The 13,738-nt window shown below is 46.6% G+C and carries 14 protein-coding genes; 8 read left to right on the top strand and 6 right to left on the bottom strand.

Going from position 1 to position 13,738, the window contains the following annotated elements:
* Nucleotides 1-78 precede the first annotated feature (78 nt).
* On the bottom strand, nucleotides 79-327 hold the full coding sequence (locus tag JGK22_RS18780; protein WP_293208169.1) for a YciI family protein: 249 nt from the start codon (nucleotides 325-327) through the stop codon (nucleotides 79-81).
* A gap of 402 nt (nucleotides 328-729) precedes the next feature.
* On the opposite strand from JGK22_RS18780, the gene JGK22_RS18775 reads away from it, so the two are divergent.
* On the top strand, nucleotides 730-1,983 hold the full coding sequence (locus JGK22_RS18775) for an RNA polymerase sigma factor (RefSeq protein ID WP_293208172.1): 1,254 nt from the start codon (nucleotides 730-732) through the stop codon (nucleotides 1,981-1,983).
* A gap of 323 nt (nucleotides 1,984-2,306) precedes the next feature.
* Here JGK22_RS18775 and JGK22_RS18770 read toward each other — a convergent pair whose 3' ends face one another.
* Nucleotides 2,307-2,738 carry a GFA family protein gene (locus tag JGK22_RS18770; RefSeq protein WP_293187007.1) on the bottom strand — a complete coding sequence of 144 codons (432 nt, stop codon included), beginning with the start codon at nucleotides 2,736-2,738 and terminating at the stop codon, nucleotides 2,307-2,309.
* A gap of 267 nt (nucleotides 2,739-3,005) precedes the next feature.
* Here JGK22_RS18770 and JGK22_RS18765 point away from each other — a divergent pair, with 267 nt between their 5' ends.
* A complete protein-coding gene (locus JGK22_RS18765) occupies nucleotides 3,006-3,878 on the top strand; it encodes a helix-turn-helix domain-containing protein (RefSeq protein WP_293208174.1) in 873 nt (290 codons plus the stop codon).
* Nucleotides 3,879-4,010: 132 nt separating this feature from the next.
* On the opposite strand, the gene JGK22_RS18760 is transcribed toward JGK22_RS18765, so the two are convergent.
* Nucleotides 4,011-4,682, bottom strand: coding sequence for a hypothetical protein (locus JGK22_RS18760; protein ID WP_293208176.1), 672 nt, complete (start codon nucleotides 4,680-4,682; stop codon nucleotides 4,011-4,013).
* A 416-nt stretch (nucleotides 4,683-5,098) separates the two neighbouring features.
* Nucleotides 5,099-5,980, bottom strand: a complete 882-nt coding sequence (locus tag JGK22_RS18755; protein ID WP_293208179.1) for an AraC family transcriptional regulator — start codon at nucleotides 5,978-5,980, stop codon at nucleotides 5,099-5,101.
* 421 nt (nucleotides 5,981-6,401) lie between these two features.
* Here JGK22_RS18755 and JGK22_RS18750 point away from each other — a divergent pair, with 421 nt between their 5' ends.
* The 5 genes from JGK22_RS18750 to JGK22_RS18730 all read left to right on the top strand — a co-directional run bounded on the left by JGK22_RS18750 (nucleotide 6,402) and on the right by JGK22_RS18730 (nucleotide 10,691).
* Nucleotides 6,402-6,620, top strand: a complete 219-nt coding sequence (locus tag JGK22_RS18750; protein ID WP_293187012.1) for a hypothetical protein — start codon at nucleotides 6,402-6,404, stop codon at nucleotides 6,618-6,620.
* A gap of 219 nt (nucleotides 6,621-6,839) precedes the next feature.
* Nucleotides 6,840-9,599 carry a type I DNA topoisomerase gene (gene topA, locus JGK22_RS18745; protein WP_293313389.1) on the top strand — a complete coding sequence of 920 codons (2,760 nt, stop codon included), beginning with the start codon at nucleotides 6,840-6,842 and terminating at the stop codon, nucleotides 9,597-9,599.
* Nucleotides 9,600-9,754: 155 nt separating this feature from the next.
* On the top strand, nucleotides 9,755-10,084 hold the full coding sequence (locus tag JGK22_RS18740; protein WP_293187014.1) for a DUF6883 domain-containing protein: 330 nt from the start codon (nucleotides 9,755-9,757) through the stop codon (nucleotides 10,082-10,084).
* A gap of 1 nt (nucleotide 10,085) precedes the next feature.
* The gene (locus JGK22_RS18735; RefSeq protein ID WP_180274614.1) at nucleotides 10,086-10,334 is read left to right on the top strand and encodes a DUF4926 domain-containing protein; all 249 of its coding nucleotides are present in this window, start codon (nucleotides 10,086-10,088) and stop codon (nucleotides 10,332-10,334) included.
* Between the two features lie 102 nt (nucleotides 10,335-10,436).
* The gene (locus JGK22_RS18730; RefSeq protein ID WP_293192487.1) at nucleotides 10,437-10,691 is read left to right on the top strand and encodes a hypothetical protein; all 255 of its coding nucleotides are present in this window, start codon (nucleotides 10,437-10,439) and stop codon (nucleotides 10,689-10,691) included.
* Between the two features lie 28 nt (nucleotides 10,692-10,719).
* Here the strand turns inward: JGK22_RS18730 and JGK22_RS18725 are convergent, their stop codons facing one another.
* Both JGK22_RS18725 and JGK22_RS18720 read right to left on the bottom strand, forming a co-directional pair.
* A complete protein-coding gene (locus JGK22_RS18725; protein WP_293187016.1) occupies nucleotides 10,720-11,358 on the bottom strand; it encodes an MvaI/BcnI family restriction endonuclease in 639 nt (212 codons plus the stop codon).
* 8 nt (nucleotides 11,359-11,366) lie between these two features.
* Entirely contained in the window at nucleotides 11,367-12,230 is an 864-nt protein-coding gene (locus tag JGK22_RS18720) for a site-specific DNA-methyltransferase (RefSeq protein WP_293187017.1), read from the bottom strand.
* Nucleotides 12,231-12,837: 607 nt separating this feature from the next.
* Between JGK22_RS18720 and JGK22_RS18715 the strand changes: the two genes are divergently transcribed.
* Entirely contained in the window at nucleotides 12,838-13,701 is an 864-nt protein-coding gene (locus tag JGK22_RS18715; RefSeq protein ID WP_293219595.1) for an Rpn family recombination-promoting nuclease/putative transposase, read from the top strand.
* Nucleotides 13,702-13,738 lie beyond the last annotated feature (37 nt).

Below are 13,738 nucleotides of genomic sequence, written 5' to 3'. Positions count from 1 at the left end.
GCAAATAGTCTCGTGCGATCGCCCGAGTTGCGGACAAAGCTACCCAAATAGTCAAGGATGGGTAGCTTTGTCCATAAATTAAGTTACAGTTTCAAACCCGCCGAGTTGTTCGCGAGTTTCTGCAAACGGGCCATCGGTAACAAGCTGTTTGCCGTCGCGCACCCGGACGCTAGTCGCCGTCGCTACAGGGTGCAGCGGGGCTGCCGACAAAAACTGCCCTTTTGCATGGAGTTCTTGTGCAAGCTGTGTGGATTTTCCATAACAATGTTCGCGATCGGTCTGGTTCATGGCGTTTTCTTCCATGTAAATCAGCAGCAAATATTTCATCGGTTTGTCTCCGTTGTTTCCCTGTATCAGTAAGGAATGAAATTTTAATTATTGTGGGATGGGCGTCCCGCCCGTCCAGAAAAGACGGGCGGGACGCCCATCCCACTTTCTTTGTGTAAGTTATTAAATTTTCGTTCCTAAGTCGAACGACGATCGCTCAAATCGACACCTCGCCAAAAAATTTTGCTCGTCAGGTTACTTCCGCTTTTCATCGTCCTGTATTCATCTCTCTCTTCTCTCCCTCTGCGTCCTCTGTGTCCTCTGCGGTAAATCATTCCGATACCACCGGAATTGATATCAGGTTAGGATCTTGATTGACCTCCGTTGTTTGTCTGTGTAAGTAAGTCGAAGGGCGATCGCTCAAATCGACACCTCGCCAAAAATTTTTCTCATCAGGTTGTGATGCCAAACGCAAAACCAGACGTAACCCAAGCCATTGACTCCGTTTATCGATCGGACTGGGGTCGGATCGTCGCCACATTGATCGGACTGGTTGGAGATTTCGACGTAGCCGAAGAGGCGGCGCAGGAAGCCTTTACGGCTGCACTGAAGCAGTGGCAGACTGCCGGAATCCCCGATCTCCCGCGCGCGTGGCTGATTAAAACAGCTCGATTTAAGGCGATCGATCGCCTCAGACGGCGGACGCGACTCGCCGAAAAACTTGAAGTGTATGCTGCCTCTGAGTCGATCGAAACTATCGAAGAAATCGATGACGATATCGGCGAAATCCCCGACGAGCGATTGCGGTTGATTTTCACCTGCTGTCACCCCGCGCTGGCGATCGAGGCTCAGGTTGCTTTGACGCTGCGTTTGCTGGGTGGCCTGGAGACGGATGAAATCGCACGGGCGTTTCTCGTACCCACGGCAACGATGGCGCAGCGGCTGGTACGCGCCAAGCGCAAGATTCGTGACGCGGGCATTCCCTACACAGTGCCGGAGACGAAGGATTTGCCCGATCGCGTGGAAGCGGTGCTAACGGCGATCTATTTGATCTTTAACGAAGGTTATGCGGCGACGCATGGCGAGACAATAGTGAGAGCGGATCTCTGCGCCGAAGCGATCCGGCTGGGGCGACTGGTGAGGATGTTGATGGCACCGCAACCGCCAGCGGAAGTGACTGCTCTGGTGGCTCTGATGTTGCTGCACGACTCGCGGTGCGATGCGCGTCTGGATGAGTCTGGCGACCTGATCCTGCTGGAAGAGCAAGATCGCAGTCGCTGGAACAGGGCACAGATTGTCGAGGCGCTGCCGCTGGTTGAGGAAGCATTCCGTGGCGGGATCGGGCCGTTTGCTTTGCAAGCTGCGATCGCAGCCGTGCATTGTCGGGCGGTGCGGGCCCAAGAGACAAACTGGCAGCAGATTGTTCAGCTTTATAATCTGCTCGAACGCTTACAGCCATCGCCAATTGTGTCGCTGAATCGGGCGGTGGCGATCGCAATGGTAGATGGGCCGCCAACTGCGATCGCGCTTCTGGATGCGATCGGTCCCGAACTCGATGGCTATCACCTGTTTCACGCTGCGCGGGCCGATTTGTTGCGCCGTATGGGAGCATCAGCAGAAGCGGCACAGAGCTATGAGAGAGCACTGGCGCTAGTTACGAATGATAGCGAACGCCGTTTTCTCGATCGGCGGTTGCGCGAAGTCCAGCAATCCTAAAATCCTGATTGAGGTACACGGGTGATCGATGAAATGACTCGATCGAGCGAAGTCACCACGTCGGACTCCCGACTGTTGCTAAGGAATGACAATTCAATATACGAGCAATTGCACATATGTTTGATTGATTGCTCGACCGCAGATGATAGGCAGATGAACACAGATAAACGCAGATAATTTCAAGAAGTGAGAGCTTGGAAATGCAATTAATTAGTCGCCTATTCATGCACTATTGATATGAACTTGTGTTATACATTTGTCAACGCTCTTCTGAAACCTAACAGCAAGAATCAGTAGCGGCAGCACCTTCACCAAAAATTGATTCAATCTACCGCATTTGAATTCTTTGGTGGCGGCATTTGGTCAAATTTAGGCAAATCTGGATTCATATAATCCCACGGTTGGGCACTAGCTGCGTAAACATCTATTGTCGGCCCAAACCAGCTCGGCTCGTCAAGACTGCCTGCCATGATGCCCATGAGTTCAGGATTTGGTGGTTTACTAAATAATCGCGCACCACAGTTGGGACAAAATCCACGACCGACAATTCCCCCACTATCGCCCGTAACATCATAGTATTTGACATCACCTGCGATCGCAACTGCATTTCGAGGAACCAGCATCGCAGCAGCATATGCAGTACCTGTCGCTTTTTGGCAATCGCGACAGTGGCAATTCCCCATCACAATTGGTTCTGCTGAACATTCGTAGCGGATATTTCCGCACATACAACCGCCAGTAAAAGGTGTTTTCATGAAAGTATCTCCTAATCCTTATCAGTTATTATGTTAACTTTCTGAATGTGTTTCGTTCCAGGATTTGCTCTGGGCGGTATAGGAATAACGGCAGTTAAAATTAGCCGTAGGGTGCGTCGCCATCGACAATCTCTCAAGTAAAATGGAAAATTTTATAGCGACGCACCTCCCACATGGGGTTAAATAACAAACATTTTTTGTAGCCAGACTTGAGAGCAATTATCGAACAGCGAGTACAATAGAAACGAGACGAGTTGGGTTTATATCATGGAGCCACCAGCGACTCATCAACCTGAAGCAAGTAGCTTGCACAATTTATCTAGCCAAAGCCTGGGTTGGAAGCATATTTTGGTCGAGCAATTCTATGAACCTCCGGGTGAGTGCAACTATGATGGCGGTGATGAACATACAATTAATTTGTCCCTTGCACCTCGTCCAGTCCGTTTGCTGCAAATCCAGGGAGAAAAAACCTATGCAGGGCTTTACAGGAAAGGTGATATTTCCATCACGCCTGCAAGGATGCCGTTGTTTGCGCGTTGGGATAGTGACGATCGCTATTTGCAGATTAAAATTGCGTCTGGTTTCATTGAAAGTGTTGCCAGAGAAGCTTTTGACATGAATCCAGATCGCCAGGAATTGCTGCCGGAATTTCGGATGCGCGATCGACAAATTGAGTCGATCAGCTTTATGCTACTTTCAGAACTGCAACAGCAAAATTTAGGCCCAAATCTCTATATCGAGTCGGTGTCAAATATCCTAGCAGTGCATTTGCTCAGACAATACTTTACTACCAAACCTCGCCTGACAATTTACGAGGGCGGTTTACCTCAGCGTCAATTGTTGCAAGTCTTGGAATACATAAACGAACATCTAAGTCAAGACATTAAGCTCGCTGATTTGGCTGCGTTCCTGGGGATGAGTCAGTTTCATTTTAGCCATATGTTTAAAGTGGCGATGGGAATAGCTCCCTATCAGTATCTGCTTCAACAACGGATCGAACGGGCGAAGGAGTTGTTACAGCAAAAAGAGCGATCGATCGCGGAAATTGCCTTAGAATGTGGGTTCAACAGCCACAGCCATTTGAGCAAACAGTTTCGGCAGTTGACGGGGATGACTCCTACAGCTTATAGAGATCGTTAAACAAGATTGCATAAATATTTGATTAATAAATGAACCGCAGATTAAAGGCAGATAAACACAAATAAATGTAGATAATTTCTAGATTAGTTGGGAATGAATGGAAGATGTCCACTGTTAGCTTGCAACTTGACATTACCAACTGATAATCAGCGGCAATCCCGGTCGAAAATCTACTTGTTTACCATGCACTTCTCCATCAAAGCCTAGCTCCAGAAAATACTCGGTTCCTTTCCTTAACTTGACCTGATTTGTATCAATTACTGCTTGCAGTTCTGGTGACGGATTATTCGCAGCAGGACTTACTAATTCTACACGAGTAATTTCGCGGAAACCAACACCGTGATTCAGGGGCTGTAATTTCTCAGTAGAGGATGAATCTGGACGTTTTCCCCAGGGAGTTTGAAACAGCATCGGCTCAGTTAAATTATCACTATTTGTGGCTACCGCGATGCTGATTGTTTCAGGTAAATAGGGCGGATGATAGGCCCAACTAGAAAATGCTACTGTGTCCTCAGAACCTGTGGTTGAACGCAAACAGATGCCGAAGGGACAGGCGCCATTATTGCGATTTGTCGATCGCTCCCACAGACGAGTCCGATAAATAGGCTCAGATTGCGCCTCCTCTGGATCGCGCACCCACAACAGTTCCAACATCGCGTTATGGAAAAAGAAACAGCGATTGGTTGTACCTTGTCCAACGTGAATGCGAGACGAACCCTCGACTAAACCGAGGGATGAAAGGCGATCGGCTTCCGGGGCACCAATATCAGTTAAGATGAAGAGATGGTCGAATTCAAATGCCATATTTTTTTAGCTATAAAACGATGAAATTAGAAGATATCATCTGTAGGGAAACGGCATTGCCGTGTCCGGCGGGGAGTTATGCACATAACAGATAATTTCTCTATAATTAATGACTGTAGCAAAATTTTTTCAAATTGGCATTATCCCAAATCGGGGTTAGTTATCCCCTTTACTATCTGGCGTGGTGCGTCGCTACTTAAATCGTTGTCAATAGCTAGAATTGTCGATGGCGACGCACCCTACGAATAATATTGACATCAAGGGGATGTTTACCCAGATTTGGCATTAATTGCACTCAACTACAGTCCTGGATGCACCACCATCAAAGAAACCGGGTTTTTTAGTCAATCTGTGGACTACAGCGAAGGATTTTCGTAAAAAACCCGGTTTCTGACCACCAGTGCGTAAGTGCTGAACTACTCTAACGGTAGAAACACGTCAGTAATCGCCTCAGATTCTGGTACATCTGGAAAAAGACTGACTCTCTCAAAATATAGTGGAAAGTCTCGGAGTTCTTCACCGCTTTGCGGCAACCATTCGGAGTAAAGATATCTTACTGCTGCACCAAGATTGTCGTTAGAACCAGTATACCGCAGTACGGCACAACGACCTCCAGGGATAATTTTTCTCATCACCCCGAATGAGTTATTTATAATATTACGATCCGTGGCTGCACAAATATCCAGGCGATAGTCTTCCGGCGCGGTTTCGGCTGGATTGTCGTAGACAATGTTAAAAGTTTTGCTCACCTTGGGAGGCAGATTATTTTGCTGGCGCCACTCGATGAATTTGCGGACAGAATTGCCGATTAGTTGCGGATCTCCCCGATGTTCGAGGGCTGCAACTTTTGTTTCTGGGAAGATGACGATTTTGACTTGTTCGGCGGATGTATCGGATTTCATGTGTTGGTTCCTCAGTTCGCTTAATTGTTGGTAAGTGGCGTGCCAATTTTCCCATTGCGGCTGCTTTCTGAATTCAGAAGGAGTTTGTGCTATGCTCTTTTTGAATGCACGAGCAAAGGCTTCAGGGCTTTCGTAGCCACTCGTGAGGGCGATATCGACGATTGGGCGATCGCGAAATGCGAGCTGATAAGAGGCGCGCTTCAAGCGATTTAACTGGACGTATTTGTAGACGCCGATTCCTAAAAACTCAGAAAATTGTCGGTGAAAATGATATTTTGAGAACGCAGCAACAATACTGAGTTTATCTACACTGAGATTTTCTTCAAGATTGGCATCAATGTATTCAAGTAATTTCAAAAATCTACAGCGATAGGCATCAAAAGCTTTTACATTCACAAAATATCCTCCTTGGCTATCTCAAGGTTATCTCTTGAGACCAACTAAAGCCTGACAGAAGTTGCTGAATTTGCGGTGCAGATGAAATTCGATCCGCAGTAAACAAAAATACTTAAGCAGGGGTTTGTATCGATTGATATGGCTGGATCAAAATTTCAGCCGGCACCCCGAGTTCTTGATGCAACTTCCGAATTATGTCCAATGTTAGGAACGAAAATTTAATAACTTACACTCTTGAAAGTGGGATGGGCCAGAAGAGCCCCTTCTTTCTGGACGGGCGGGACGCCCATCCCACAAGAATAATAAAAATTGTCAGTTATATCTGCGTTAATCTGTGTCTATCTGCCTGACATCTGCGGTTGTTCTATTAATCAAAGATTTACGTCATCTTGCCTAGTGTTTATAATAACGCGATCGCAAAATGGTATCAAGAATTAGTCCACAATATCTGATGTTAGCTGGTGAGTGCGATCGACTATTTGACCAATTCTCGATCGCATTTCAAGTCTTTTTTGCGGGGAAACCATCAAATCTTGCCCAATCTCAAATCTCAAATCTCAAATCTACAACAGAGGAACCATCCGCCCGCATCCAGCAGTCTCAGCATCCAGTTACCGCCAATTCTGCTAGAGTCAGGTGAGAGACATTCCGTGCATCTTGCAGAGACAAGGGTTCCTGGTCTTTGCCCCAAAAGCAGTAAAATCCCATCAGCTTGTGACCTGCAACCCGATCGGCAGTAACTTAAACATTAAGGTAATTTGAAATCATCCCCTAAAGTTCCCCTAAGCCTTGACATCCGACCTACACTCTGTAAATTAGACACTCTAACTGCGCCGCCATCCATATATAAAAAGATGCCATGTCAACTTTAGTTATCGTCGAATCTCCCACCAAAGCCCGTACCATTCGTAACTTCCTGCCCTCTACGTACCGGGTAGAGGCATCTATGGGCCACGTCCGAGACCTCCCATCCTCCGCCGAAGAAATACCAGAAGCCGTTAAAGGTGAAAAATGGGCGCAACTCGGCGTCAACGTGGAGGCAGATTTTGAACCGCTTTACGTCATCCCCAAAGATAAAAAGAAAATTGTTAAAGAACTCAAAGATGCGCTAAAAGACGCCACAGAACTGATTCTAGCCACTGACGAAGACCGGGAAGGCGAAAGCATTTCCTGGCATTTGCTGCAAATCCTCAAACCCAAAGTTCCCATCAAGCGGATGGTGTTTCACGAAATCACCCGCGAAGCTATCCGCGACGCCCTAACTCACTGCCGCGATATCGACAATCGAGTGGTACAGGCCCAGGAAACTCGCCGAATTCTCGATCGACTCGTCGGATACACCCTCTCTCCGCTACTGTGGAAGAAAATCGCCTGGGGTTTGTCCGCAGGGCGAGTCCAGTCAGTCGCAGTACGGCTGTTGGTACGCCGGGAACGGGAACGCCGCGCTTTCCGCCAAGGTAGCTACTGGGATTTGAAAGCAACTTTGGAAAAAAGCAAAATTTCCTTTGATGCCAAACTCGTGACAGTCGGGAATGTAAAAGTTGCCAACGGTAGCGATTTCGATGAAAATACCGGACAGATTACCGCAGGCCGCCGCGTACTTTTGCTGAACGAAGAACAGGCGCGGGCTTTACTCGCACGCATTCAAAACAAACCCTGGACTGTCGGTAATATCGAAGAACGGCCAGTCACCCGCAAACCGTCGCCACCGTTTACGACCTCGACTTTACAGCAGGAGGCTAACCGCAAGCTGAGACTGGGTGCGCGGGAAACCATGCGAATTGCCCAAAGTTTGTACGAACGCGGTTTTATCACCTATATGCGGACGGATTCGGTACATTTGTCCGAACAGGCGATTACGGCCGCCCGCAGTTGCGTGCAAGAACTGTACGGTAGCGAATACCTCAGCCCCCAACCGCGCAAATACACGACGAAAAGCAAAGGTGCCCAGGAAGCCCACGAAGCTATTCGCCCCGCCGGCAGCACTTTTCGGACGCCGCAGCAAACGGGATTGGATGGGATTGATTTCCGCCTCTACGATTTGATTTGGAAGCGGACAGTGGCTTCTCAAATGGCAGATTCGCGCCAAACTCACGTCACGGTATTAACTCAGGTGGAAGATGCCGGTTTCCGTTCCAGCGGGAAACGCATTGATTTTCCGGGCTTTTTGCGCGCTTATGTGGAAGGTTCCGATGACCCGAATGCGGCGCTGGAAGACCAGGAGGTGATTTTGCCGGCGCTGAAGGTGGGGGATAAGCCTAATTGCAAGGATGTAGAGGCTGTGGGACACGAAACTCAACCTCCCGCCCGCTACACGGAGGCTTCTCTGGTGAAGATGTTGGAAAGTGAGGGTGTGGGCCGTCCGAGTACCTATGCGAGTATTATCGGTACAATTGTCGATCGAGGATACGCGAAATTAATAGCTAACGCGCTAATTCCGACCTTCACCGCTTTCGCCGTCACGACTTTATTAGAAACACATTTCCCCGACTTAGTAGACACGGGTTTTACTTCCCGCATGGAACAAACCCTCGATGAAATTGCCACCGGCGAGGCGAAATGGCTGCCGTATTTGCAAAAGTTTTATACAGGGGAAACGGGACTCGCAACCCAAGTTAAGGAACAGGAAAGTCAGATTGACGCGAAAGTTGCTCGAACTGTGGTATTGGAGAATATCACGGCAAAAGTTTGCATCGGTAAATACGGCGCTTACCTCGAATCTGAAAACGAAGAAGGCCAGGTGAAAGCATCGATTCCCCAGGATTTGACTCCGGCAGATTTAGACCCGGAAAAAGTGGAGTTTCTGTTAAAGCAAAAGACGGAAGGGCCAGAAAAATTAGGTCTGCACCCGGACACTGGGGAACCGATTTATGTGCTGATTGGCAATTACGGCCCCTATGTTCAGTTGGGGGATGTTTCGGAAACGAACAAGAAACCGAAGCGTTCTTCTTTACCGAAGGGGACGGATAAGGATAGTGTGACGGTTGATATGGCGGTGAGTTTGTTGACTCTACCTCGGTTGTTGGGCACTCACCCGGATACGGGGGCGAAGGTGCAGGCTAATTTGGGGATGTACGGCCCTTATGTGGTACACGACCAGGGTAAGGTTGGTAAGGATTATCGATCGATCAAGGTTCCTGATGATGTTTTGACTATAACGCTCGATCGGGCTTTAGAGTTATTATCGCAACCGAAAGCCGTGCGCGGCAGCAAATCAACGACACCATTGAAGGAATTGGGCGCGCATCCAGAATCGGGAGAGCTCATCAATGTTTACGACGGCCGCTACGGCCCCTACGTCAAACATGGGGATATCAATGCTTCTTTGGCTAAGGATGAATCTCTGGAGAATTTCACCTTACAAAAAGCACTGGATTTGTTAGCAGCGAAGGAAGCTGCGGGCGGCGGTAAATCTAGCAAGTCGAAGAAGTCAACTAAGACTACTGCGGCGAAGTCGGAAACTGCTGAGAAGAAAACGACTACTGCGAAGAAAACCACTGCGGCGAAATCGGAAACGGCGGCGAAGAAAACTACTGCGGCAAAGTCGGAAACCGCTGCGAAGAAAACCACTGCTAAGAAGGCGACGACTGCTACGGCGAGTAAGAAGAAAACAGAGTGAAATTAGTAAGGAGACGTTGAAATTAGTAAGGACACAGCAGTGCTGTGTCCCTACAAAACTCACGGATTTCTTTTGGATGATGCGTTATCGAAGAAATAGAAACTTTTTGGCTGCTGTATTGCACGAGCAAAATAAAAGGATGGAGAGATTTCAGGGTGAAGATTCCAAAAGATGCGGTCATCCCAGACGATAAGATAACTGGTTATCTGCTGGTACACAAAGCCAGAAATGATAAGTCAAAATTCTTGGCACGGGCTGGATTTACCTCAGAAAACCCAGAAGCGCTGAAAGCAGCCATCCAGTCAGTTGTGGGAGTAGGTGAGGCGATTGAAGAGAGGAATAACGAGTATGGAATCTTTTATCGAGTTGTAGGAGAACTCGTTGGTACAAATGGTATAAACCTATCTGTCGTTACAATTTGGCTGCAACGACGGATTGATGGAAAATTTCAGTTTGTGACGCTACAACCTTTTAAGGAGAATTAAGATGATTCTAAAGCTATATCAGGAAGTTGCTTTAACTCGTGACTTACCAGAATATCAACTCAGAGCAGGAGATATTGCCACATTGGTTGATTTTGTTCCTCATCCTAGTGGTGGTGAAGAAGGCTGTCTGTTGGAAGTATTTAATGCTGTTGGTGAGTCTCTTACAGTTATAGCCGTCCCTATCTCTACTGTAGAAGTTCTCCGCCCTGATGAAATCTTAACTGTTCGTTCTTTGGCAACAGCAGGTTAATATTGATTCACATCCAGGTTGTAGAAACCGTGGCATCGGAACATTTTGTTTTAATGATATGATCAAGACTATCCATGTAGTAATTCGAGTAATTGAATCACCATGATATCTGAACTTATGGTACAACCTTCTTACTGGATAGATAGCGAGATTTCGATGCAGAAAGTCAGAAATCTTTACTTATTCAAATTTACGGAAAACCTGCAAGCCAGATTGGAAGAATTAGCCGAGAGAAAAAAGGCTAATCTTTTAACTTCAGAAGAGGTTGTAGAATTAGCAAGTTTACTCGAACTCGATCGAATTTTTACCTTAATTAACGCTAAAGTTATAGCAGCCTCATGTCATTTAGACACTTAATTAATTAGCAGTGCCAATCAAAAATAGGTTAAGGCTTGACAGGCAGTGGAACAGAATACCCCTCTCCTAATATATGTGCGACAAACTTAGTTCGAGCGTAGAAAGCACGAGAGGTGCTGCCATGCCCTTGCCCCTTAGTTCTTGGCTGCACAAGTTTGCCCATTTTTCCACTAAGACTTGAAAACCCTTGAGTTATAATTGTTTCCCGAACAAGGTTGTAGTCTGCTTTCACTTGCTCGTAAATTGTAGGATTATCAAGATCGAAGGAAGCTACTGAATGCACAAAAGAACAATTATCTGCTTGGCTCTCAAATACCCGTGCAACAACAACCATTTTCTGTAGTTTGTTGAAGAGATGGCTTTCCTCAAATTCTTTGTTTTCCACCTCTACTGGATCTATCATCGTGATTGCCATCGTTTCTTTGACTCTGAGTTCTCCTGTTCGTTTACGTATTAGTGGAACTAGCTTTAGCTCCCAACTACCAAAATTAGGCGATCGAGATGAGTTAAGGGCTAATCCCAAGTAGCGTTCAATTGTATGCCCAGCCCAACCCTTGTTTTTCTTATCTTCTTTACTCCAAACCGTTATACGGTATTGATCTGCTAGTTGTCGAAGATCTTGACCTACCAATGTAGTGAGTCTTGTAATTGCCTCTACTCTCTCCATAGATAACCTTACTTAAATGCCACTGGTAACTCTACTTGACTGGGATTAATTAAACCGAAGTTATCCCCGGTCGGGGTACTTCCGGTTAAGCGTTTAATCGAGAGTTCAACATGACCCGCATCTGCTTCACAACCAATAAATTTTCGCCCTAATGATAAAGCTGCAACTCCAGTTGTGGAAGAACCGGAAAAAGGATCAAAAACTAGATCGTCTGGGTTTGTGCTTGCTCGAAGGCAACGCGCAACAAGTTCAATAGGTTTTTGTGTCGGATGCTTACCATAGAGTTTTTCATGTTTGCCAGGAGTAGACATTCGCCAAACATTCTTCATCTGTTTGTCGCCATTCTCAGCCTTCATTTCCTCATAATTGAATGTGTAACGTTCTTTTCCTTTACGTGCTTTTGTTGCCCATAGTATTAGTTCTGTTGAATGAGTGAAACAGCGGCACCCCAGATTTGGAGGTGGAGCAGGTTTTTCCCAAATAATGTCATTGAGAATACGAAAGCCAAGCTGCTGCATAGCAAATCCGACTGATGGATACACATGGAGAGTACCCGTTACCCAGATGGTACCAGTTGGTTTAAGAAGCCGATAACAAGCAGCCAACCATGCTTTGTTAAATTCATGGTCTAGTTCAACACCTTGACTGCGATCCCATTCCCCCTTGTTTACCTTGACCATACGACCAGCAACGCAGGTAATACCATCATTGGAAAGGTTGTAAGGCGGATCCGTCCAGATGCAGTCTACGCTTTCAGCAGGCAGCAAAGCCATGAGTTCCAAAGTATCGCCATGATAAAGGTGAGACAGTCCATCATGCGATCGCCAAACTAGCTCCGGCTTTACCTGTTCAAGTTGTACTTGTGAAGTCATAAGGCTTGTTTACTGCTTGGTTGATAGTCCAAAAGCACAATCTAGATTTTAGATTGGATTTGAAAGTTTATCACAAATTTCGATCGCCCAAGATCGATCGCACAAACCCACCCTATCCCTACCTCGCGTTGGTTTAAAATCTCCTCAGCCACCAAAAAGACGATATGCGCGATCGACCAAACGAAAAAACTGCGGTAATCCAGAAATAGAAAGCATACTATACCGTAAATTGCCCACACTGGAAAATATTCATCGTTTTCTGGGTAAAAATTGACCCATATCTAAACCATGAACTATATTAAAGACATGGATGCAGCAGACATGATCTAATCATGACATCCCGTTACCCACGAGGGTCGAGGAATTCCGGTAAAGACGTTCTGAATACCAAGATTTATATTTTGGCGAAGGCTCATTAACGAGCCTTTGTTATTTTAGGGCTTCGGTTTTTGTAGATCGAACTTTTAATAAAATTTGAATTAAGGGCGATCCTCTTCGAGGGCTTCGCTAACGCATATTTCGAGATTTCGATAGAGGGCGATCGCATATTTTTGGCAAACCATTATGCAGTAGTATTAATTTGTCTCTCTTTATTTGCAAATCTTTCATGCGGCGGGATTCCATATTCTACAAACTGTTCGGACAAGCGCCCACTTTGCTGTTCGATCTACTAGCGACAACTCCAGCAAATGCTGCCAATTATCGCTTTGACTCGGTTGCAGTCAAAGAACCTAAGTTTGAAATTGACGGCGTATTTTTGCCCCCAGAATCTGAGGAACCGGGCATTGTCTATTTTTGTGAAGTTCAGTTTCAGAAAGACGAACAGCTTTACGAACGATTGTTTGGCGAATCGTTTTTATACTTTTACCGCAATCGCAGTCGGTACAGGGATTGGCAAGCTGTAGTGATTTATCCATCTCGCAGCGCCGAACAAAGCGATGTTTATCCTTATCGAGCTTTGCTCAACAGCAATCAAGTGCATCGGGTGTGCTTGGATGAGTTGGGGGATATTCGCGCTTTGCCTTTGGGAATTGCGCTGATGGTGTTGACGACTGTCGGGGAGACTCAAGCACCAGCAGAAGCAAGATATTTGCTGAGCCGAGTGCAGCAAGAAGTTCCACCAGCAGCAGGTCGTGACATAATAGACCTATTAGCTACTATTTTGTCGTACAAATTTACATCGTTGAGTCGAGCTGAGGTGGAATCGATGTTGGGAATTACATTACAGGAAACGAGATTCTATCAAGAAGCTAAGGCGGAAGGACGGCAGGAAGGACGGCAGGCAGAAGCCTGTGCCCTGATTGTTCGACTATTAACCCGTCGGTTACGGCAAGAAATTTCTGAGGAAATGCGATCGCGCCTTGCCAATCTGCCCTTGCTAGTCCTCGAAGATTTGAGTGAGGCGCTGTTGGATTTTGCTACTATGCCGGATTTGCAGGCTTGGTTGGAGGTGCAGCAGTCGGAAAGATAAGAATTTAGCGAGTTATGAGGGCTTCAATAGCTGATGC

It is taken from the genome of Microcoleus sp. PH2017_08_TRC_O_A (genome assembly GCF_020738665.1).
Classification (GTDB): Bacteria; Cyanobacteriota; Cyanobacteriia; order Cyanobacteriales; family Microcoleaceae; genus Microcoleus.
This window is presented reverse-complemented; position numbering and strand designations above follow the sequence as displayed.